An 18,662-nucleotide genomic window follows, 5' to 3' on the forward strand; every position below is an offset into this window, starting at 1 on the left:
GAACCAAGGAAAAAGAAGAAGGGAGAGACGGATGCCCGTGACACGGGAAAGTGGCCCCTCGACGGAGAGGGGGAACCTCACCGGCTACTACCGCATGTGCATGGAGGTGACGAACACCGGACGCCACCGGCTGTGCCTGCGCCTGTTCCTGGTGATCGTGCTCGCGCACTGGGCCGAGCACATCGTCCAGGCCGTCCAGATCTACGTGATGGACTGGCCGGTACCGGAGGCCCGCGGCCTCCTCGGCATGCCCTTCCCCTGGCTCGTCACCTCGGAATGGCTGCACTACGGCTACGCCCTCGTCATGCTGGTCGGCCTGCTCCTCCTGCTCCCGGGTTTCGTGGGCCGGGCGAGGGTGTGGTGGCTGGTGGCCCTGCTCATCCAGGTCTGGCACCACCTGGAGCACCTTCTGCTCCTGGTCCAGGTCATGGTCGGGACCAACATCGCCGGGGGCGATGCGCCGGTGAGCCTCGTCCAGATGCTGATCCCCCGGGTGGAACTGCACCTGCTCTACAACTCACTCGTCTTCGTGCCGATGGTCGTCGCCATGTACCTGCACGCGCGGCCCAACGAGCGGGAGCGCGAGGCGATGAACTGCCCCTGCGCCGACGAACCGGAACAGGTGCGGAGTTGAGCGCCGGTCGGCGGGGCCAGGGCGGGGCGTTCGCCGTCGTGCTGGCCCTGCTGGCCGCCCTCGTGGTCTACATGGGGGCCTCCAACATCGACCGGAGCCTGCGCGCGGCCCGTGCCGAGGGCGAGCCGGGGACGTTCACCGCCTCCCGTCTGGACTGCGTCCAGCACCCGGGGCACGAGTCGTGCACCTGTTACGGCTCCTACGTCCCGGACGCGGGGGGCGCCGAGCGCTCCGACATCTACCTCTACGGGCGCGACAGGGAGACCTGCCCCATCGGGGAACCGGCCGAGGCGATCGACATCGGGGCGGCCAGCCGGGTGTACGGGCCGGAGGGGTCCAACGAGTGGGTCATGACGGCCGGTGTGATCCTCGTGGGCCTGGTGATCGGCGGCTGGGCGCTCCGGCCGTGGTGGCCCCGGAGGAGGAGGGAGGCGAGCTGACCCGGGGCGCGGCGGACATGTCCCCGGCACTCCGGTGAGGCGCTAGAATGGTGAGCGCTTCGCCGCGTGTGGCACGCGGCGCGGCGCCGCCTTAGCTCAGTCGGTAGAGCGATTCACTCGTAATGAATAGGTCGTCGGTTCGATTCCGACAGGCGGCTCCGACACCAGGCCCGCCCGGCTCGTCCGGGCGGGCCTGGTGCGTTTCGGGGCCGCCCGCCCCTCCGGTGCTCCTTGGCGCTTCCCGACGTGCCGACCGTCGGATGTGTATCACCGGAAACGTGGGTAGACGCACGATATGAGCTTGATGTTCATGTTGTTCGCGTTATCTGGGGCCCTCCTGGTACTGGGCGGCGGCTCCTACACGCTGCGCCGGATCCTCGCCCGCATGGACGGGGCGGCCGCGGCGGTGGAGTCCCCGGTGCCCGAGCCGCCGATGGAGCCGGAGCCGGAGTCGCAGGTGGGCGGATACGTCCCCGCGTCCCAAGAGCCCGACGGGCTTCCGCCGTCCCTGTGTGCGCGGGTCCGGGACCTGGTCGCCCTGGGGCGGGGCGAGGAGGCGGTACGGATGGTGCGCGAACGGGTCGACGTCGACGAGGTCCGTGCCCGCAGGATCGTCGCCGGGCTCGGCGGCGACGGCAGGATCCTGGAGCTCTGAGGGCCGCGGTCCCGACCGCCCCGGCCGTGCCACGGGCCGGGGCGGGGCCGCCGCGTGCCGCCGGGGCCCTCTCAGGTGCGTTGCCGGTTCTGGATCCAGCCCCACACGGCGGTGGCCACGAACAGGATGGCGCCGATGACGGCGAGCCAGAACAAGCCTTCGATGACCATGCCGATGATGGACAGAATCAGCCATATCGCTAGAAGTACCAGGATGAAATAGACCATGTCGCCCTCCGAAGACGTGCGTTCGCTCAGGAGCCCTACCCGTTCTGTGTCGGCTCGCACGTGTGGGAGGCCCGGAGGGCGACTGTTCCGGCCGTGGTGCTAGGGCCAGGTGCCGTCCACCACGGTCCTGTGGTCGGGCTTGCTGCGGTCCAGCCACTCCTGGCGGCTGCGGGCGAAGGCGAGGGACCAGTCGACCTGTCGCTGGTGCAGTTCGGTCAGGCCGACCGAGGCCAGCTCCGGGTGCCGGGCGCCGATCTCCTCGGCCAGGGCCAGCGCGGCGGAGGCGTCGGCGGAAGCGGTGTGGGCGGCGGTCAGCTCCACCCCGTAGTACTCGCACATGGCGCCCAGGTTGCGCTTGCCCCTGCGGTAGGGCTCCACGCCCCGGTCGATCACCAGAGGGTCCACCACGGGCGCAGGGGGGCCGCCCAGGCGCTCCGTCAGCGACGGCAGCCCGTGCCGTCCCAGCTCGCCGGAGAGCACGCGGAGGTCGTAGGGGGCGTTGAAGACCACCAGTCCCTGACCGGCGGAGAGGTGCTCGACCAGCGCCTGGCTGATCTCCTCCAGGCACTCCGCGGCCGGGCGTCCCTCGGCTCGGGCCCGCTCCGTGCTGATCCCGTGGACGGCGACCGCGTCCGCCGGGATCTCCCGGGGGCCGGGGTCCACCAGCCAGGTGCGGGCCTTGCCCCCGCGGTCCACCAGCGCGGCCGACACCAGGAAGGCGGTGCCGGGGTCACGGGAGGAGGTCTCGGAGTCGAAGCCCAGGAGGGGGGAGGTGTGCCAGCCCAGGTGCCCGCCCCGGGCGGGAGGGGTCGGGCGCGGCTCGTGCTCGGCGCAGTAGGTGCGCCAGCGGCCGCCCTCCTTGACGACGACACCCTCGCCGACGCCGACCGCGGCCTGGCAGTCGGTGCATGTCCCGGGGTAGCGGTTGCGCATGGGTTCCTCTCGGGCCGGATGGTCGGCACTGACGTGAGCAGCGACGATTCGGGGACATCGTAGAACGGACCGGTGACAGTCCGAAGGGGAACGCGTTCGGAGACACATGTGGCCCGTGTGTGCAGGTGCCGACTTCTGGGGATGGGAAGGATATGAGTCTGGAAGAGGCATCACGCCAACTGGAAGCCGCCATCCACGACGCCCGGGTCTCCTTCGACTGCATCCTGCTGGAGGCACTGGACCGGGCGCACACGAACGCCATCACCGCGCGTGCCGCCGTGGACGCCGCGGAGTACGCCCTCCGGGTGGAACTGGAAAGGCGGCAGTCGGCCGAGGCCGAGGGAGGGACGTCCGAGCCCTCCGGGACGGTGGAGTGATCCGCAGCGTCATCGAACAAACTTTCGAATAAGGGGTATGCTGGGAGGCATGCCCGATCAGTCGCTGATGCCGGACTGGCCCGTGAGCGTCCACCCGCCCGGGTCGGACTCCTTCGAACAGACGGCCCTGGTGTGGCTGTTCGACCACGTGCCCGCCGACTACCGGTTGCACGGCGTCCTGCGGCGCCATCCCGTGGCCCTCTCCCGGTTGGCCCGCCAGTACGTCTCCTCGGCGCTGGAGGCCGCCCGGGAGGGGTACCGCACGGCGCGGATCGACCTGCGCGACCACCTGCCCACGCACGCCCTCGACCAGGTGATGAACGCCTACCTCGCCGAGGGGCGGCGCATGGCCGGGGTCCTCAGGTCGGTCGAGGCGGTCGACGCCGCCCTGCGCGCGTCCGCCGCCGAACGGGGCGGCGCGCATGAGTGAGCTTCCGCGCCCGGGTGAGCGCTCAGGCGGACACCCGGACCACCACGGCAACCTCGTCACCCGTGTTCACCAGGAAGTGGCCGCCCTGCCCGGGACCCCCGGCGGTGCCCATCACCCGAACCCGGTCCGCGGAGAGTTCCGACGCCGAGCGCATCTGCCCGTCGGGAGCCGAGGTGATCAGGTGGGCGCGGCCGCTGACCAGGTACAGCACCTCCATGCCATGGGGCCGGGCGGAGCGCGGAGCGGGGCCCGACACGAAGCTGTTGGGTTCGAGCGCCACCGCGGCCACGCGGAGCCCGCCGCCCGCGTGGCGGCGGGCGGCGCGGGGAGCGGGCCGCCAGTGTCCCCGCCGGGTCGGCCACAGGGCGGGCCCACCCAGGGCGGCGGCGGCACCGCGGGCGGCGGCGACCAGGCGTCCGACGGTCGGCAGGCGGCGTTCACCCAGGTGGGCGTAGCCGGAGCGGCGTCCGGCGTCCACCACGTCACCGATGCCCTCAGGAGAGGCGCTCGGGGCCCGGAGGGAGGGCCGGGCGGCGAGGGTCTCCGGCGCGGACAGGACGGCGGTGCTGGCGAGAGTGCGCTGAGGCATCGTGAGAGGATCCTTCACGTGTGCGCGCCCCGGGAACGGGAGCGCGCGGACGTCGTCTGGAGGGCCCCGGTGCGTCGGGGCGGCAGGGACGGCTCCACACACGCGTGCGGAGACGGAGATCACCTGCGGGATGTGCCTCGCGGCCGGATCACCCGGTGGGGTGGACGGCGCGGAGGGGCACTCGGTGAGCGGAGGCGCCTGGGAACGCCGGAGGGCTCAGTGACGACAACACGGACACGCCGCACGGGCCAGAAGGCTGGAGGCCCCGGGGGCCGTACGAGCCATGGCATCGGTGCGGGTGTGCGGATACATGGGTGCAAGGAGATCAGCAAAGTCGGGGAGGAGTCAAGCCGTGGTCCGGCGAGCCCGCGTGTCGGTTCCCCATCCCGGTGCTTTCCGGGTGTGTTGCGGGCGACGTCCCGCGATGGTGACATGTGGGACCCGAGTACGGCGTGCGGCTCCGCAGGAAAAGGCGTCCTCTCCCCAGCCGTAGTGACAGGAGCGGCCGTTATGGCATCCGCCCCCAGAAGGCGCAGTTGAACCCCGAGGCACCGGGGCTGTGGGCGCGTGTGCTGGTGCGCGCGCTCGTCATCACGGCTGCCGGGGTGATGACGCTCGGCTTCCTCGGTTCCGGGGAGGCCCTACTGGTCACGGCCCTGGCCGTGCTCACCTTCGTGCTGCTGTGGCTGCGCACCCGCGCCCAGGGGCCGACGGCTCCGGAGCCGCACCCGAAGGCCTCCCGGGACCCGGGGCGCCGCCGCCCCGACGGGTACTGAGCCTCCCCGTGTCCGGCACGACCCCCGTCCCCGGGCACGCCACGGCCCGACGGGGTCTCCCCGCCGGGCCGTCGTCACGACGGAGCCGCGTGGTCGGCGCCTACTTGCTGTCCTTGAGGTCGGAGATGTGCGAGGGGTCGCCGTGCGCACCGGCCTCCTCGGCGCGCTTGACCGAGGTCACGATCTCCTGCTCGGCCTCGTGGCGGCCGACCCAGGTGGCGCCCTCCACGGACTTGCCGGGCTCCAGGTCCTTGTACACCGTGAAGAAGTGCTCGATCTCCAGGCGCTCGAACTCGTTCACGTGGTGAATGTCACGCAGGTGTTCCTGGCGCGGGTCCGTCGCCGGGACGCAGAGCAGCTTGTCGTCGCCCCCCGCCTCGTCGCGCATACGGAACATCCCGATGGCGCGGGCCCGGATGAGGCAGCCCGGGAAGGTCGGGGCCTTGAGCAGGACGAGGGCGTCCAGGGGGTCACCGTCCTCACCGAGGGTCCCCTCGACGAACCCGTAGTCGGCGGGATAGGTCGTGGAGGTGAACAGCATGCGGTCGAGACGGATGCGGCCGGTCTCGTGGTCCACCTCGTACTTGTTGCGCTCCCCCTTGGGGATCTCGATCGTAACGTCGAATTCCATGCTGATTTCGGCTCCCAATGCGACTAATGTCGCCGTATATCTACAACGTCAGGCCGCGACACCGAAGGAAGGGCAGGTGCCCCGGGTGCGACGGGTACGAGGCGAGGCGCTCTTCGCGCTGGCCCTGCTCAACATATTCGTGCTGGTCACCGGGTTCGTCGCCCTCGACGTGATCGAGGCCCGACCGCTTCCCGCTGTGCCAAACCCGGTCACGGACGCCGAGGGCGTGGCGGCGGCGGAACCCGCGGCCTCGACTCCGGCGGACCCGGAACGGATCGCGGACGTCCTCGATGATCCCATGTCGGCTTCGGGGATCGAGGAGGGCCTCTCCGGTTTCGTCGTCGACGGTGCCACCGGCGAACCCCTCTTCGTGGAGGAACCGGACACACCCGTGACCCCGGCGTCGACCACGAAGATCATCACGGCCGTCACCGCACTGGAGGCCGTCGGTCCCGACCACGTGCTGAGCACCGAGGCCCACCTCGATCCCGAGCAGGGCCGGGTGGTACTGCGCGGCGGAGGCGACGCGACGCTGACCGCGACCGCAGACTCCGCAGCCTACCCGCGGGTAGCCACACTGGAGGAGTTGGCCGAGCGCACCGCCGACGCCCTGGCGGAGGAGGGGGTCGACACCGTCTCCCTCGGCTACGACGACTCGATGTTCACCGGGCCCACCTCACCGCCGGGCTGGAAGCCCAACTACATCCCCGAGGGGAACGCCGCCCCCGTCACCGCCCTGATGACCGACTCCGGCCGGATCTCCCCCGAGGCCCGAGGCTACGGCTCGCGTTCGACCGAGCCGTCGGTGCACGCGGCCCGTGCCTTCGCGGAACAGTTGAAGGGGGCCGGGATCGCGGTCGAGGGGGAACCCGCCCCCGCCACCGCCTCGGGAGCCCCGATCGCCTCGGTGGCATCGGCCCCGATGTCCGTGCTGGTCGAGAACATGATGCTGTCCAGCGACAACATCATGGCCGAGGCCATAGCCCGGATCGCCGCGATCGAGACCGGCCGGGAGGCCACCTTCGCGGGCGCCACCGCGACCACCCACCAGATCCTGGGGGACCTGGGCGTGGAGGGGGTGCGGCTGTCCGACAACAGCGGCCTGAGCACGGAGAACGAGATCACGCCGCGGGCGCTGGTCGAGGTGCTGCGGTTGACCGCGAGCAGCGAGCACCCCGGCCTCAGCGCCGCCCTCACCGGGCTGCCCACGGCCAACTCCACGGGCACCCTGGCCAAGGCGGGCCGCTACTCCCCGTACTCGTCCGCGCACGAGGGCGCCGGGCTGGTGCGCGGCAAGACCGGCACCCTGAACGGGGTGAGCACGCTGGCCGGAAGTGTCCACGACCAGGACGGCAACACGTACTTCTTCGCCTTCATGGCCAACCATCCGCTGGCCCAGGGTTCGCACCTGGACGCCCTCGCCGCCGCGCTCAGCCGGTGCGGCTGCTCCTGACCCGGCCCCGGTGCGCACGGGTCGGGGCGCTCTCGGGGGAATCCCGGGCGGTACCCGGAATTGCGTCCCTGATCCCCGTGCTCCCCGGCACAGCGTGGGTAGGGTGACGGTGTGACTGTGATCGACTGGGACGTAGCCGTCAACACCGGCGTTCGCCTCGTGCGCCCTGGGCCGCAGGTGGACCTGTCCGACGCACGGCAGGCCGTGGTGCAGTTGCGCGAGCTCTCCACCGTGGCGGCCGGGCACGTGCGCGAATTCACCGGAATGAACCCCCTCGAACCAGCGGGCCCCGCGGTCGTCGTGGACCGCCCCGGCTGGATCCGAGCCAACGTCGACGGGTTTCGAGTGGTCATCGAACCCGTACTCGAACAGATGGGTGCCGATCGGCCGAGCAACGGCCCGTCCGCGACCCTGACCAGCGCGGTCGGCTCCCGGATCACCGGGATGCAGCTCGGAGCGGTGCTGTCCTACCTGGCGGGGAAGGTCCTCGGCCAGTACGAGCTCTTCCTGCCACCGGATCCCGACGGCAGCCTGCCGACCGGACGTATGACCCTGGTGGCGCCCAACATCGTCAACACCGAACGCGAGATGGACGTCGACTCCCGGGACTTCCGCCTGTGGGTGTGCCTGCACGAGGAGACCCACCGCGTGCAGTTCACGGCCACGCCGTGGCTGCGCGGCTACGTCCAGGAGCTCATGCAGGAGCTGCTGCTGTCGTCGGAGATGGACGCCGCCGACCTCGTCAGCAGGCTGCGGTCCGCGGGTGAGGCCGTCGCCGACGCCGTCCGCGGCAACGGCGAGGGTAACCTCATCACCGCCATCCAGAGCCCGGAGCAGCGGGAGATCATGGACCGGGTCACCGCGGTCATGAGCCTCGCCGAGGGCCACGGCGACTTCGTCATGGACGCGGTCGGACCCGAGGTGGTGCCCACGGTCGCCACCATCCGCGCCCGCTTCCAGAAGCGCCGCGAGTCGGTCAACCCGGTCGACCGGATCATGCGCCAGCTGCTCGGCATGGACATGAAGATGCGCCAGTACGAGGAGGGGGCCGCCTTCGTCCGCGCGGTCGTGGCCGAGGTCGGTATGACCGAGTTCAACAAGGTATGGACCTCGCGCGAGACCCTGCCGACCCTGACGGAGATCCGCGACCCCACCGCCTGGGTCGACCGGGTCGTGCGCCCGGCCGCCATCACCGAGTGAGCGGTCCGCCCCCCGCCGTGGCGGCCGTGCGGTCGGCGGTGCGGCGGGCGCTGTCCGCCCTGCCCGCCGACGCCACGGCGCTGGTGGCGTGCAGCGGCGGCGCCGACTCCCTGGCCCTGGCCGGGGCGGTGGCCTTCGAGGCGCCGCGCGCGGGCCGGAGCGCCGGGGCTGTCACCGTCGACCACGGGCTCCAGGAGGGTTCGGGCGAGCACGCCGAGTCGGTGGCCAAGGTCCTGCACGGACTCGGCCTCCACCCGGTCCTGGTCCACACCGTGGAGGTCACCGGACGGGGCGGCCCCGAGGCCGCCGCCCGACGGGCCCGCTACGAGGCGCTGGACGAAGCGGTCGCCGGCCACGCCCCGGCGGTGGTCCTGCTCGGCCACACCCTCGACGACCAGGCCGAGACGGTCCTGCTGGGCCTGGCCCGGGGCTCGGGCGCCCGTTCCCTGGCGGGGATGGCCCCGCGCGCCGGCCACTACCTGCGCCCCCTGCTCGACCTGGACCGCGCCACCGTGCGCGAGGCCTGCGACCGGATGGGGCTGCGCGCCTGGGAGGACCCGCACAACCTCGACCCCCGCTTCGCCCGCTCCCGGGTGCGCCACCAGGCGCTGCCCGCCCTGGAACGGGCGCTGGGGCCCGGGATCGCCGCGGCCCTCGCCCGCACGGCCGGGATGCTGCGCGCGGACGCCGACACCCTGGACCTGCTCGCCGGTGAGCTGTACACCGAGGCGGGCGGGGAGGCGCCCGGCGCCCCGGGCGGACCGGCGCTGGCGGTGGCACCGCTGGAGGCGGCCCCCGCCTCCCTGCGCACCCGGGTGCTGCGCCGCGCCGCGCTGGCCGCTGGCTGTCCGGCCAGCGCGCTGACCGCCCGGCACGTGCACGAGCTGGACCGACTGGTCACCGAGTGGCGTGGCCAAGCTCACATCGACCTGCCCGGCGGCGTACGCGGCCGCCGGGTCGCGGACCTGATCCGGTTCGGGTGACGCGTCCGCGCACGTACGCGTGTTCCGGTCCGCGGACGCGCCGTTCCGGGAGGAGGGGCTCCGGCCCCGCGACGCCGCCGCGTTCAGCACGTTTATCCTGGTTGCCGCAAGCGGGGAACCCAGCAGCGAGGACATGAGCGTGGACGCTAAGGACATGGGACAGGACCTGGAGAAGGTCCTGGTCACCGAGGAAGAGATCAGGACGCGCCTGGAGGAGATGGGCGCGCGGATCGACGCGGACTACGCGGGCAAGGACCTGCTCATCGTCGGAGTGCTGAAGGGCGCGGTCATGGTCATGGCCGACCTCGCACGCGTGCTGCACACGCCCGTCTCCATGGACTGGATGGCCGTCTCCTCCTACGGGGCCGGAACCACCTCCTCCGGGGTGGTCCGCATCCTCAAGGACCTGGAGACCGACATCAAGGACCGTGACGTCCTGATCGTCGAGGACGTCATCGACTCCGGCCTCACCCTGTCCTGGCTGATCGGCAACCTGAGGTCGCGCGGTCCCAACTCGGTGGAGGTCTGCACCATGGTGCGCAAGCCGCTGGCCTTCGACGTCGACCTCGACGTCAAGTACATCGGCTTCGACCTGCCCAACGAGTTCATCATCGGCTACGGCCTCGACTACGCCGAGAAGTACCGCAACCTGCCGTTCATCGGCACACTCGCACCGCACGTCTACGAGAACTGACCCCCGAGTGCCGGGTGCGGCCCCGCGGGGCCGCAGGGGAACGGGCGGGGCCCGTACCGGGAACAACACGGCGGTGCGCGATCGTTGCTCCCATGACGGCCCCCGTCCGTTCCCGCGCGGTACACCCGCCCGGCGGGGCGAGGTGTACCGTCGGATATCCCGGCATATCGCGGGGAGCCACGTGTCCGTTAGGTCCTGCTTCGGAAAGTCCTCTGAGGCGGGCGGCCTGGTCAGGAGGGACGGACCCGACAGGGTTTCGCTCACATGAATCTGAAGCGCTTTTTCCGCGGCCCGTGGATATGGATCCTGGCCGTCGGCCTCATGCTCATCATCGGTTTCCGCGTGTTCGACGTCGGTGGCGGCCCCCAGCCCGAGGAGGCCGACATCTCGGAGGTCCACCAGCTCATCGAGCAGGACCAGGTGGACAACGCCGAGATCATCGACCGCGACCAGCGCATCGTGCTGACCACGGTCGACGACGAGATCTACGAGGCGTACTGGGTCGAGGGCCAGGGCCTGCAGCTGGCGGAGATGCTCCAGAGCTCCCTGGACAGCGAGAACACCGACCTCGAGTCCTACGAGGTCTCGGTCGCCACCACGCCCATCTGGACCACGGCCCTGTTCAGCCTGCTGCCGCTGATCATCATCATCGTCATCTTCTGGTTCATCTTCAGCCAGATGCAGGGCGGCGGTTCGCGTGTGATGAACTTCGGCAAGTCCAAGGCCAAGCTCATCACCAAGGACACGCCCAAGAACACCTTCACCGACGTCGCCGGAGCCGACGAGGCCATCGAGGAGCTCCACGAGATCAAGGAGTTCCTGCAGAACCCGGCCAAGTTCCAGGCGATGGGGGCCAAGATCCCCAAGGGCGTGCTCCTGATGGGCCCGCCCGGTACGGGTAAGACCCTGCTGGCCCGCGCCGTCGCCGGCGAGGCCGAGGTCCCGTTCTACTCCATCTCCGGCTCGGACTTCGTCGAGATGTTCGTCGGCGTCGGCGCCTCCCGTGTGCGCGACCTGTTCGAGCAGGCCAAGGCCAACGCGCCCGCGATCATCTTCATCGACGAGATCGACGCCGTCGGCCGCCACCGCGGCGCCGGTATGGGCGGCGGGCACGACGAGCGCGAGCAGACCCTCAACCAGATGCTGGTCGAGATGGACGGCTTCGACGTCAAGGGCGGCGTCATCCTCATCGCCGCCACCAACCGGCCCGACATCCTCGACCCGGCGCTGCTGCGCCCCGGCCGCTTCGACCGGCAGATCGTCGTGGACCGCCCCGACATGGACGGCCGCCGCGACATCCTCAAGGTCCACGCCAAGGGCAAGCCCATGGCCGACGACGTCGACTTCAACGTCATCGCCCGTCAGACCGCCGGGATGACCGGTGCCGACCTCGCCAACGTCATCAACGAGGGCGCGCTCCTGTCCGCCCGCGCCGACAACAAGGTCATCACCCACGCCGTCCTGGAGGAGGCCATCGAGCGGGTCATGGCCGGCCCCGAGCGCAAGACCCGTGTGATGTCCGACCAGGAGAAGAAGGTCATCGCCTACCACGAGGGCGGCCACGCCCTGGTGGGCCACGCGCTGCCCAACTCCGACCCGGTGCACAAGATCACCATCCTGCCGCGCGGCCGCGCCCTCGGCTACACGATGTCGGTGCCGACCGAGGACAAGTTCCTCACGTCCCGCTCGCAGATGATGGACCAGCTCGCCATGATGCTCGGCGGCCGTGCCGCGGAGGAGCTCGTCTTCCACGAGCCCACCACCGGTGCGGGCAACGACATCGACAAGGCCACCGCGCTGGCCCGCAACATGGTCACCGAGTACGGCATGAGCGAGCGCCTGGGCGCCCGCAAGTTCGGTTCCTCCAACACCGAGCCGTTCCTGGGCCGGGAGATGTCGCACGCCCGCGAGTACTCCGAGGAGATCGCCTCCATCATCGACGAGGAGGTGCGCCGCCTCATCGAGTCCGCGCACGACGAGGCCTACGAGGTCCTCGTCGAGTACCGGAACGTCCTGGACAACCTGGTCGTGGCTCTGCTGGAGAAGGAGACCCTGAGCAAGAGCCAGGTGCTGGAGATCTTCGAGCCCGTGCGCAAGCGCCCGAACCGGGGCTCCTACACCGGCTACGGCAAGCGCCAGCCCTCCGAGCGGCCGCCGGTGCGGTCGAAGAAGGAGCTGGCCAGGCTCAACGGCGCCGAGTTCCCGTCCTCCGCCACCAGCGGACAGCTGCCCGGACCGTCCTCCAGCGCCGAGGGAGGCGAGTCTTGAGCAGCGAGGACGGACAGCTACTGCCCAGACCCGTGGACCGGCCGCGCATCGAACGGGCCGTCCGCGAGATCCTGATCGCCATCGGCGAGGATCCCGACCGCAACGGCCTGGTCAAGACCCCCGAGCGGGTCGCCAGGGCCTACGAGGAGCAGTTCGCGGGACTGGGCCAAAAGCCCGGTGACGTGCTCACCACGGTGTTCGAGGCGGACCACGAGGAGATGGTCCTGGTCAAGGACATCGAGCTCTACTCCACGTGCGAGCACCACCTGGTGCCGTTCTACGGGGTGGCGCACGTGGGCTACATCCCCGGCGCCGACGGGCGCATCACCGGCCTGAGCAAGCTCGCCCGACTGGTGGACGTGTACGCGCGCCGACCGCAGGTGCAGGAGCGGCTCACCGGGCAGGTGTCCGACGCGATCATGGACCACCTCCAGCCGCGCGGCGTGATCGTCGTGGTCGAGGCCGAACACCTGTGCATGACCATGCGCGGGGTGCGCAAGCCCGGTGCCAAGACCGTCACCTCCGCGGTGCGGGGGATCTTCCGCAGCAGCGACCGGACCCGTTCCGAGGCGATGAGCCTGATCCTGGACCGCCGGTAGGGGACGCCGACGGGGCGGCGCGGGCGTGCAGGGGGCCCAGCCAGGCACCCGTGGGGCTGACCGTTGCGGCCGGCCCCTGAGGAGGGGGCCGGCGGCTGTGGCTCGCCGCTGGACGCCCCACCCCTCTCCGGCCCGGGCGGCCGCCGGAGAACCCCGCTCCCCTCACCCCCTGGGGCGGGCCGTCCGCTCGGGCGCACACGGTGCGGGAAGGGGAGGGGGACAGCGCTCCCCGCCCCTCGGCGTACGCGTAGGGTGATCCTCATGGGGCCGAAACACACACTTCCAGGCCTGCCCGACCTCGGGCGGTGCCTGGTCATGGGGGTCGTCAACGTCACCCCCGACTCCTTCTCCGACGGTGGCGCCTGGTTCGACCCCGACAGGGCGGTCGAACACGGGGTGAGCCTGGTCGAGGAGGGCGCCGACATCATCGACGTGGGCGGTGAGTCCACCCGTCCCGGAGCTCAGCGCGTCTCCGCCGAGGAGGAGCTACGCCGGGTCGGACCCGTCGTGCGCGAACTCGCGGCGCGCGGTGCCACCGTCAGTGTGGACACCATGCGCGCCGAGGTGGCGGAGAGGGCCGTGGAGGCCGGGGCCGTCCTCGTCAACGACGTCAGCGGCGGGATGGCCGACCCCGCCATGGCACGACTCGTGGCTTCTTCCGGCGTTGCCTACGTGTTGATGCACTGGCGTGGGCATAGTCATGACATGCAGAGCCGTGCCGTGTACACGGATGTCGTCCAGGAGGTCCTCGATGAGCTCCGCGACCGTATGGAGGCCATGATCAGCGCAGGTGTCGACCCCGGCCAGATCGTTCTGGACCCCGGGCTGGGATTCTCCAAGCGCCCCGAGCAGGCCCACAACTGGGCACTCCTCCACCACCTCGAACGCTTCCACGAACTCGGCCGCCCGGTGCTGGTGGCCGGGTCGCGCAAGCGTTTCCTGAGTCGTCTACTCGGTGACCCCGAGGGCGAGGACCGCCCGTTCACCGGGTGCGACGCGGCCACCGCGGCCGTCACCACCCTGGCCGCCGACCGGGGGGCGTGGGCCGTGAGGGTCCACGACGTGCGTCCCAACGCCGACGCCGTGCGTGTGGCCGCGGCCTGGGACGACGGGGGAGCGAGCCTGGACGAGGGACGTGCCGAGCCGATGGACCGGAGCGGCCTGTGAAGTCCCGCCAGGAGGTCATGGAGCGCGTGGCGGAGTCCAACGCGCAGTTCTACAGCGCCATCGAGAACGGCGACATCGACCTGATGCGCAGCGTGTGGGCGGAGGAGCACGAGGCACCCGACCTGGTGTGCGTGAACCCCGGCTGGCCGCTTCTGCGCGGGCGCACCGAGATCATGCGCGCCTGGTCGCTGATCATGGCCAACGTCACCTACATCCAGTACGTGCTCACCGAGACCCACATCGGGGTCGGCGGCGACATCGCCATGGTGACGTGCGAGGAGAACGTGCTGACCGCGGAGGAGGACAGCCCCGGCTTCGTCGCGGGCGGACAGGTGGTGACCACCAACCTGTTCGTGGACACCGACCAGGGGTGGCGGCTGTGGTCGCACCACGCCTCGCCGGTGCTGATGGAGGAGGACGACGAGGGAGAGGCCGAGGATGCGTGACCGCGTGGCGCTCCGCGGGCTCCGGGCCTGCGGCCACCACGGCGTGTTCGACTTCGAGCGCAGGGAGGGCCAGGACTTCGTCGTCGACGCGGTGCTCCACCTGGACACCGTCCCGGCAGCGGCCTCCGACGACGTGGGCGACACCGTGCACTACGGTCTGCTCGCCGACCGGCTGGCCGCGATCGTGGCGGGGGAGCCGGTCAACCTGATCGAGACCCTCGCCGAGCGGCTGGCCGCGGAGTGCCTGGCCGAGCCCCTGGTCGAACGGGCGGAGGTGACGGTGCACAAGCCGTCGGCGCCCATCGGACACGAGTTCGCGGACGTGTCGGTCACCGTCACCCGGGACCGGTCGGAGCCCCGGGGAGGCGGAACGCGGACCCGGCGGGAACCCGGCGACCTCGGTGACCCCAGGGACCCCGGGGGGCCGGGGGACCCCCCGGGGCCGGAACCCGGGGGCCGGGGCGAACGGCGGGTGCGGACGTGACCCGTGCCGTGCTCTCCCTGGGGTCGAACCTCGGGGACCGGATGGCGGCCCTCCAGAGTGCGGTGGACACGCTGCTGGGCGGCGCGGACGCGCCGGTCCCGGTGGCGGTGTCCCCCGTCTACGAGACCGCGCCCGTGGGCGGACCCGAGCAGGGTGCCTTCCTCAACGCGGTCCTCGTCGTGGACACCGACGGCGGACCCCGGGCCCTGCTGGAGCGGGCCCGGGCCGCCGAGCGGGCCCTCGACCGGGTCCGGGAGGTCCGGTGGGGGCCGCGCACGCTGGACGTGGACGTCATCGCGTTCGGGGAGGTGCGCGACGACGACCCGGAGCTGACCCTGCCGCACCCGCGCGCGCACCTGCGGGCGTTCGTGCTCCGGCCGTGGCTGGACACCGATCCGGGCGCGGAACTGCCCGGCCGCGGCCCGGCCGCCGACCTGCTGGCGGCGGTGACGGCGGAGGACGGCGGGGGTGAGCAGCGGTTGCGTCGGCGCGCGGACCTGCGGCTGCGACTGCCGGGCGAGGAGAACGGGCGCTGATGCCGGAGGACGACGAGCGGAGGATGCACCTCACCGGGTGGCGGGTCCCCGCGCTGCTGGCGGTGGCCGGCGGTCTCCTGGGGGTACTGCTCACCAACTCCCTGTCGGGACTGCCGCCGCTGCCGTGGTCGGCGATCCCGACCCTGCTGCTGCTCGCGCTGGCGGAGGGCTACACGGCGGGGCGGACCCGGCGGCGTATCCGGCGGGACCCGGGCACCGAGCCGATACAGCCGCTCAGCGCCGCCCGGCTGGTCGCCCTGGCCAAGGCCAGCGCGCTGTTCGCCTCGCTGATGATGGGCTTCTTCGCGGGGATGGCGCTGTCGGTGTCGGACACGCTGGTGCTGCCCACCCACTGGAGGGTCTTCCTCACCGCGCTGGGTACGGCGCTGTCGGCGGGGCTGCTGCTCGCCGCGGCCCTCTACCTGGAGTACGCCTGCCGGATCCCCGACGACGAGGACGGCGACGACCCACCCGGCGTCACCTAGTTCCCCGCCGTCCTCCCCGGTTCCGTCGACTCCACCGGTGTCGTGACCGCGGGGCGCCGGAAAGGAGCGGGAAAGCAATCTTTCGTCCGACTTCGGCTCCACGCCGAGCCGCTCCGCCGAACGCTTGCCCGCGGATGGTTGACTGGCTCCGTGGAGACCAGTGACCCGACACCGTCGCCGAGTCCCGCCCCACAGGAGGGGCGGGACCAGTCGGACGGGCGGACCCTGCCAGAGGGGCGGACGCGGCCGCTCGACGCCGCGTTCGCACCGCCCGCGAACACCTCCTGGAGCCGTGTCGCGCCCGCCCTGGCCTGGTACCGCAGGATCGTGGTGGGCGCCCTGTGCCTGGTCTCCGGCGGAGTGGGAGCTCCTCTGCTGTTCTTGTGGACCTCCTGGCCCCTGACCGCCGTCTGGACGGGGCTCGTCCTGCTGGCCTTCGTCGTGGGCTGGGTCCTGTCCGGGCTCTTCCGCCGGTCGTGGGGATATGCGGAGGCCGAGGAGGAGCTCTACCTCGCCTACGGGGTGTTCGTCCGGCAGCTCGTGGTCATCCCCTACGGCCGCATGCAGGTCGTGGACGTCACCGCCGACCTCCTCGAACAGGCTCTGGGGATCGCCACCGTGCGGGTGCGCACCGCCGCCAGCACCGCCGACACCCGGGTGGTGGGACTTCCGCTGACCGAGGCCGTCCAGATGCGTGACCGGCTCGCGGCGCGCAGCGAGAGCTTCTCGACGGGGTTGTAAGTGCACGGACCAGCTCACCCGCCACAGGAACCCCACGGACAACCGTGGCCCGGACACCCGCGCCAACCCGGCCCACCACCGGGCGGCCATGGCGCACAGCAGCTGCCGACGGGAGCCCCCTCGGCGCCTACGGGACCCCCGGGGCCGCCAGGGTTTCCGGGACCGCCTCCGCGGGCGCCCACGCTCCTGCCCCCGTCCGTCGGGTGGCGGCCGCCGCCCGTCTCGCACCCCCGGCGCGAGGACGACGTCACCACGGGTGTGTACCGACCCCACTGGATGATCATCCCATTCCAGGTCACGGCGGTGACCCTGGTGTTCGTGGCGCTGATCGGCCCGATCCTCAACACCTTCGGCATCGGCTGGGTGGTGATGATGACGGTGGCCGTCGCCTTCGGCACCCTCGCCTACGCCCTGCCCGCCTGGTGGTACGGCACCTTCGGCCTGCGCGAGGACCACCTGGTGGTCCACAGCGGTCTCGTCATGCGCAGCTCGCGCGAGGTCCCGCTCAGCCGTCTGCAGGCGGTGGACGTGGTCCGGCCCCTGCTCATGCAGGTGTTCGGCATGGCCGAGCTCCACATCGAGATGGCGGGCGGCGACGGGAGCGACATCCGGTTGCGCTGCCTGCCCCGGAACCTGGCCGAACGTATGCGGGTGGCCGTCCTCGCGCACGCCGCCGGGCTCCCCGGGCGCTCGCCCGAGGCCCCGGAGTGGCCGTTCTACCGGCTGCCGTTCCTGCTGCTGCTCGGAGCGCTCACCTTCCGCGTGCCGGTCCTGCTGTCCTTCATCCTGTTGCTCATGCTCGCCACGGCCGGCGCGGTCTTCACCGAGTACGGCGTGATCGGCGCGGTCCTGCCGCTCACGCTGGGGCTGCTGCGCTACTTCTGGGGCCCGCTGGCCCGCTACACCGACTACTACGCCTCCCTGTCCTCCGACGGCCTGCGGCTGCGCTACGGCATGTTCCAGCGGCGCATGCAGACGGTCCCGCCGGGTCGTGTGCAGGCCGTGCGCGTGGTCGAGCCCCTGCTCTGGCGCGCCCTGGGCGTGGCACGTGTCGAGGCGAACGTCGCGGGGTACGCGGGCGCCCGCCAGGGCGAATCGGCCACGCTGCTGCCCGTCGCGCCGCGCCGCAGGGCCTTCGCGCTGGTCAACGAGCTCTTCCCGGAGAGCGAGGCGGCGTATGTGCCGCTGGTGCCCAACCACAGCCCGGTGCCGAGCATGGTGGGCGTGGACGAGCGCCTGTTCGTCAGCACCCGCGGCCTGTTCTGCCTGGTGACGGAGATCGTGCCGGTGGAGCGTGTGCAGGCCGTACGCCTGGTGGCGGGGCCGCTGTCCCGTTTCACCGGCCGGATGGCGGTGGACGTGGACACGCCTCCGGGGCCGGTACGCGCGAAGGCGTCCGGTCGTGAGGCGGAGGAGGCGCGCCGCTTCCTGGACGCGCTGGTGGAGTACGGGCGCCGGGCCCGGGTGCCCTCCGCGGGTACCGAGCGCTGGGCGACCCGGTCGACCCTGACCCGGCGGCCCGGGGCTGCTGAACCCGCCTCCGACCCGTCCGAGACCCGCCCGGGGGAGCCACGGCGGCCGCGGTTCGCGGAGGCGGGGTTCCCGGACGCCGAACACGGGGGTCCGGAACCGGGGGAGTCGGAAACCGGGAGGACCGACACATTCGACACTCCCGCCGAGGGCCGGGCGAGGGGCCGGGGAGACACCCCCGGACGCTGATGTGCCATGTGTCACATCGGGGGGTCGAAGTGCTTCCAGTTATGGCTCACATGTCGGACATGGATGCGCACTGAAGGTGATACCGCCAGCTCATGGGTGCGAAGCGTTGCCGCATTCTGGTCACGCGGAACGGTTGAGTATGGCTAAATGGTGGCCGAACACGAGGAGTGTTCACTGTCATACACATCGTCAACG

Annotated in this window: 22 protein-coding genes, 1 tRNA gene and 1 pseudogene; 20 read left to right on the plus strand and 4 right to left on the minus strand. The window is 71.5% G+C overall.

Features of this window, described 5'->3' with window-relative positions:
* Positions 1-31 precede the first annotated feature (31 nt).
* The 4 genes from FYX01_RS05415 (at position 32) to FYX01_RS05430 (ending at position 1,729) form a co-directional block, all read left to right on the plus strand.
* Entirely contained in the window at positions 32-634 is a 603-nt protein-coding gene (locus FYX01_RS05415; protein ID WP_150238172.1) for a hypothetical protein, read from the plus strand.
* Positions 631-1,074, plus strand: a complete 444-nt coding sequence (locus FYX01_RS05420) for a hypothetical protein (RefSeq protein WP_150238174.1) — start codon at positions 631-633, stop codon at positions 1,072-1,074. The genes FYX01_RS05415 and FYX01_RS05420 overlap by 4 nt, the downstream gene beginning before the upstream one ends.
* Positions 1,075-1,159: 85 nt before the next feature.
* Positions 1,160-1,232, plus strand: a tRNA-Thr gene (locus FYX01_RS05425).
* Positions 1,233-1,378: 146 nt separating this feature from the next.
* Positions 1,379-1,729: a hypothetical protein gene (locus FYX01_RS05430; protein ID WP_317846050.1), complete on the plus strand. Its 351-nt coding sequence runs from the start codon at positions 1,379-1,381 to the stop codon at positions 1,727-1,729.
* Between the two features lie 71 nt (positions 1,730-1,800).
* On the opposite strand, the gene FYX01_RS26030 is transcribed toward FYX01_RS05430, so the two are convergent.
* Together FYX01_RS26030 and FYX01_RS05435 are read right to left on the minus strand one after the other, a co-directional pair.
* Complete coding sequence (locus tag FYX01_RS26030) at positions 1,801-1,956, minus strand: hypothetical protein (RefSeq protein WP_190394188.1); 156 nt, start codon at positions 1,954-1,956, stop codon at positions 1,801-1,803.
* 99 nt (positions 1,957-2,055) lie between these two features.
* A complete protein-coding gene (locus FYX01_RS05435) occupies positions 2,056-2,889 on the minus strand; it encodes an exonuclease domain-containing protein (protein WP_150238178.1) in 834 nt (277 codons plus the stop codon).
* 152 nt (positions 2,890-3,041) lie between these two features.
* Here FYX01_RS05435 and FYX01_RS05440 point away from each other — a divergent pair, with 152 nt between their 5' ends.
* Both FYX01_RS05440 and FYX01_RS05445 read left to right on the plus strand, forming a co-directional pair.
* Entirely contained in the window at positions 3,042-3,266 is a 225-nt protein-coding gene (locus FYX01_RS05440) for a hypothetical protein (RefSeq protein WP_150238180.1), read from the plus strand.
* A 37-nt stretch (positions 3,267-3,303) separates the two neighbouring features.
* Positions 3,304-3,696, plus strand: a complete 393-nt coding sequence (locus FYX01_RS05445) for a hypothetical protein (protein ID WP_190394189.1) — start codon at positions 3,304-3,306, stop codon at positions 3,694-3,696.
* A gap of 22 nt (positions 3,697-3,718) precedes the next feature.
* Here the strand turns inward: FYX01_RS05445 and FYX01_RS05450 are convergent, their stop codons facing one another.
* On the minus strand, positions 3,719-4,285 hold the full coding sequence (locus FYX01_RS05450) for a cupin domain-containing protein (protein ID WP_150238184.1): 567 nt from the start codon (positions 4,283-4,285) through the stop codon (positions 3,719-3,721).
* Positions 4,286-4,821: 536 nt separating this feature from the next.
* Between FYX01_RS05450 and FYX01_RS05455 the strand changes: the two genes are divergently transcribed.
* Positions 4,822-5,061, plus strand: coding sequence for a hypothetical protein (locus FYX01_RS05455; protein ID WP_150238186.1), 240 nt, complete (start codon positions 4,822-4,824; stop codon positions 5,059-5,061).
* Between the two features lie 100 nt (positions 5,062-5,161).
* Here FYX01_RS05455 and FYX01_RS05460 read toward each other — a convergent pair whose 3' ends face one another.
* Entirely contained in the window at positions 5,162-5,692 is a 531-nt protein-coding gene (locus FYX01_RS05460; protein WP_190394190.1) for an inorganic diphosphatase, read from the minus strand.
* A gap of 85 nt (positions 5,693-5,777) precedes the next feature.
* On the opposite strand from FYX01_RS05460, the gene dacB reads away from it, so the two are divergent.
* The 13 genes and pseudogenes from dacB to FYX01_RS05525 all read left to right on the plus strand — a co-directional run bounded on the left by dacB (position 5,778) and on the right by FYX01_RS05525 (position 18,467).
* Positions 5,778-7,145, plus strand: coding sequence for a D-alanyl-D-alanine carboxypeptidase/D-alanyl-D-alanine endopeptidase (gene dacB / locus FYX01_RS05465; protein ID WP_394350435.1), 1,368 nt, complete (start codon positions 5,778-5,780; stop codon positions 7,143-7,145).
* Positions 7,146-7,262: 117 nt separating this feature from the next.
* Positions 7,263-8,345, plus strand: coding sequence for a zinc-dependent metalloprotease (locus FYX01_RS05470; RefSeq protein ID WP_150238680.1), 1,083 nt, complete (start codon positions 7,263-7,265; stop codon positions 8,343-8,345).
* Positions 8,342-9,328 (plus strand): tRNA lysidine(34) synthetase TilS, encoded by a 987-nt coding sequence (gene tilS / locus FYX01_RS05475; RefSeq protein WP_150238191.1) that lies wholly within the window; start codon positions 8,342-8,344, stop codon positions 9,326-9,328. Before FYX01_RS05470 ends, tilS begins: the two co-directional genes overlap by 4 nt.
* 139 nt (positions 9,329-9,467) lie before the next feature.
* Entirely contained in the window at positions 9,468-10,022 is a 555-nt protein-coding gene (hpt, locus tag FYX01_RS05480; RefSeq protein ID WP_190394192.1) for a hypoxanthine phosphoribosyltransferase, read from the plus strand.
* Positions 10,023-10,286: 264 nt separating this feature from the next.
* Positions 10,287-12,290, plus strand: a complete 2,004-nt coding sequence (gene ftsH / locus FYX01_RS05485; RefSeq protein WP_150238193.1) for an ATP-dependent zinc metalloprotease FtsH — start codon at positions 10,287-10,289, stop codon at positions 12,288-12,290.
* A gap of 32 nt (positions 12,291-12,322) precedes the next feature.
* Positions 12,323-12,889 carry a GTP cyclohydrolase I FolE gene (folE, locus tag FYX01_RS05490; RefSeq protein WP_150238684.1) on the plus strand — a complete coding sequence of 189 codons (567 nt, stop codon included), beginning with the start codon at positions 12,323-12,325 and terminating at the stop codon, positions 12,887-12,889.
* A 261-nt stretch (positions 12,890-13,150) separates the two neighbouring features.
* A complete protein-coding gene (gene folP, locus FYX01_RS05495) occupies positions 13,151-14,056 on the plus strand; it encodes a dihydropteroate synthase (protein WP_223830321.1) in 906 nt (301 codons plus the stop codon).
* Positions 14,053-14,502, plus strand: a complete 450-nt coding sequence (locus FYX01_RS05500; RefSeq protein ID WP_150238195.1) for a nuclear transport factor 2 family protein — start codon at positions 14,053-14,055, stop codon at positions 14,500-14,502. Before folP ends, FYX01_RS05500 begins: the two co-directional genes overlap by 4 nt.
* Positions 14,495-14,851: pseudogene (gene folB, locus FYX01_RS05505) on the plus strand (dihydroneopterin aldolase); the annotation flags it as partial. The gene FYX01_RS05500 and the pseudogene folB, both read left to right, overlap by 8 nt.
* Before the next feature lie 131 nt (positions 14,852-14,982).
* Positions 14,983-15,522 (plus strand): 2-amino-4-hydroxy-6-hydroxymethyldihydropteridine diphosphokinase, encoded by a 540-nt coding sequence (gene folK, locus FYX01_RS05510; protein WP_150238199.1) that lies wholly within the window; start codon positions 14,983-14,985, stop codon positions 15,520-15,522.
* Positions 15,522-16,007, plus strand: coding sequence for a DUF3180 domain-containing protein (locus FYX01_RS05515; protein WP_190394194.1), 486 nt, complete (start codon positions 15,522-15,524; stop codon positions 16,005-16,007). The genes folK and FYX01_RS05515 overlap by 1 nt, the downstream gene beginning before the upstream one ends.
* A gap of 306 nt (positions 16,008-16,313) precedes the next feature.
* Positions 16,314-16,748, plus strand: coding sequence for a PH domain-containing protein (locus FYX01_RS05520; RefSeq protein ID WP_223830335.1), 435 nt, complete (start codon positions 16,314-16,316; stop codon positions 16,746-16,748).
* Between the two features lie 276 nt (positions 16,749-17,024).
* Positions 17,025-18,467 carry a PH domain-containing protein gene (locus tag FYX01_RS05525; RefSeq protein WP_223830322.1) on the plus strand — a complete coding sequence of 481 codons (1,443 nt, stop codon included), beginning with the start codon at positions 17,025-17,027 and terminating at the stop codon, positions 18,465-18,467.
* Positions 18,468-18,662: the final 195 nt, after the last annotated feature.

It is taken from the genome of Nocardiopsis quinghaiensis, assembly GCF_008638365.1.
GTDB lineage: Bacteria > Actinomycetota > Actinomycetes > Streptosporangiales > Streptosporangiaceae > Nocardiopsis > Nocardiopsis quinghaiensis.

Excerpts from the sequence above, each read along its gene's own strand:
- FYX01_RS26030 (WP_190394188.1), bottom strand. The coding sequence starts at position 1,956 with ATGGTCTATTTCATCCTGGTACTTCTAGCGATATGGCTGATTCTGTCC.
- FYX01_RS05515 (WP_190394194.1), top strand. The coding sequence starts at position 15,522 with ATGCCGGAGGACGACGAGCGGAGGATGCACCTCACCGGGTGGCGGGTC.
- FYX01_RS05525 (WP_223830322.1), top strand. The coding sequence starts at position 17,025 with ATGATCATCCCATTCCAGGTCACGGCGGTGACCCTGGTGTTCGTGGCG.
- FYX01_RS05430 (WP_317846050.1), top strand. The coding sequence starts at position 1,379 with ATGTTCATGTTGTTCGCGTTATCTGGGGCCCTCCTGGTACTGGGCGGC.
- FYX01_RS05440 (WP_150238180.1), top strand. The coding sequence starts at position 3,042 with ATGAGTCTGGAAGAGGCATCACGCCAACTGGAAGCCGCCATCCACGAC.
- ftsH (WP_150238193.1), top strand. The coding sequence starts at position 10,287 with ATGAATCTGAAGCGCTTTTTCCGCGGCCCGTGGATATGGATCCTGGCC.
- FYX01_RS05460 (WP_190394190.1), bottom strand. The coding sequence starts at position 5,692 with ATGGAATTCGACGTTACGATCGAGATCCCCAAGGGGGAGCGCAACAAG.
- FYX01_RS05450 (WP_150238184.1), bottom strand. The coding sequence starts at position 4,285 with ATGCCTCAGCGCACTCTCGCCAGCACCGCCGTCCTGTCCGCGCCGGAG.
- FYX01_RS05435 (WP_150238178.1), bottom strand. The coding sequence starts at position 2,889 with ATGCGCAACCGCTACCCCGGGACATGCACCGACTGCCAGGCCGCGGTC.
- FYX01_RS05445 (WP_190394189.1), top strand. The coding sequence starts at position 3,304 with ATGCTGGGAGGCATGCCCGATCAGTCGCTGATGCCGGACTGGCCCGTG.
- FYX01_RS05415 (WP_150238172.1), top strand. The coding sequence starts at position 32 with ATGCCCGTGACACGGGAAAGTGGCCCCTCGACGGAGAGGGGGAACCTC.
- folP (WP_223830321.1), top strand. The coding sequence starts at position 13,151 with ATGGGGCCGAAACACACACTTCCAGGCCTGCCCGACCTCGGGCGGTGC.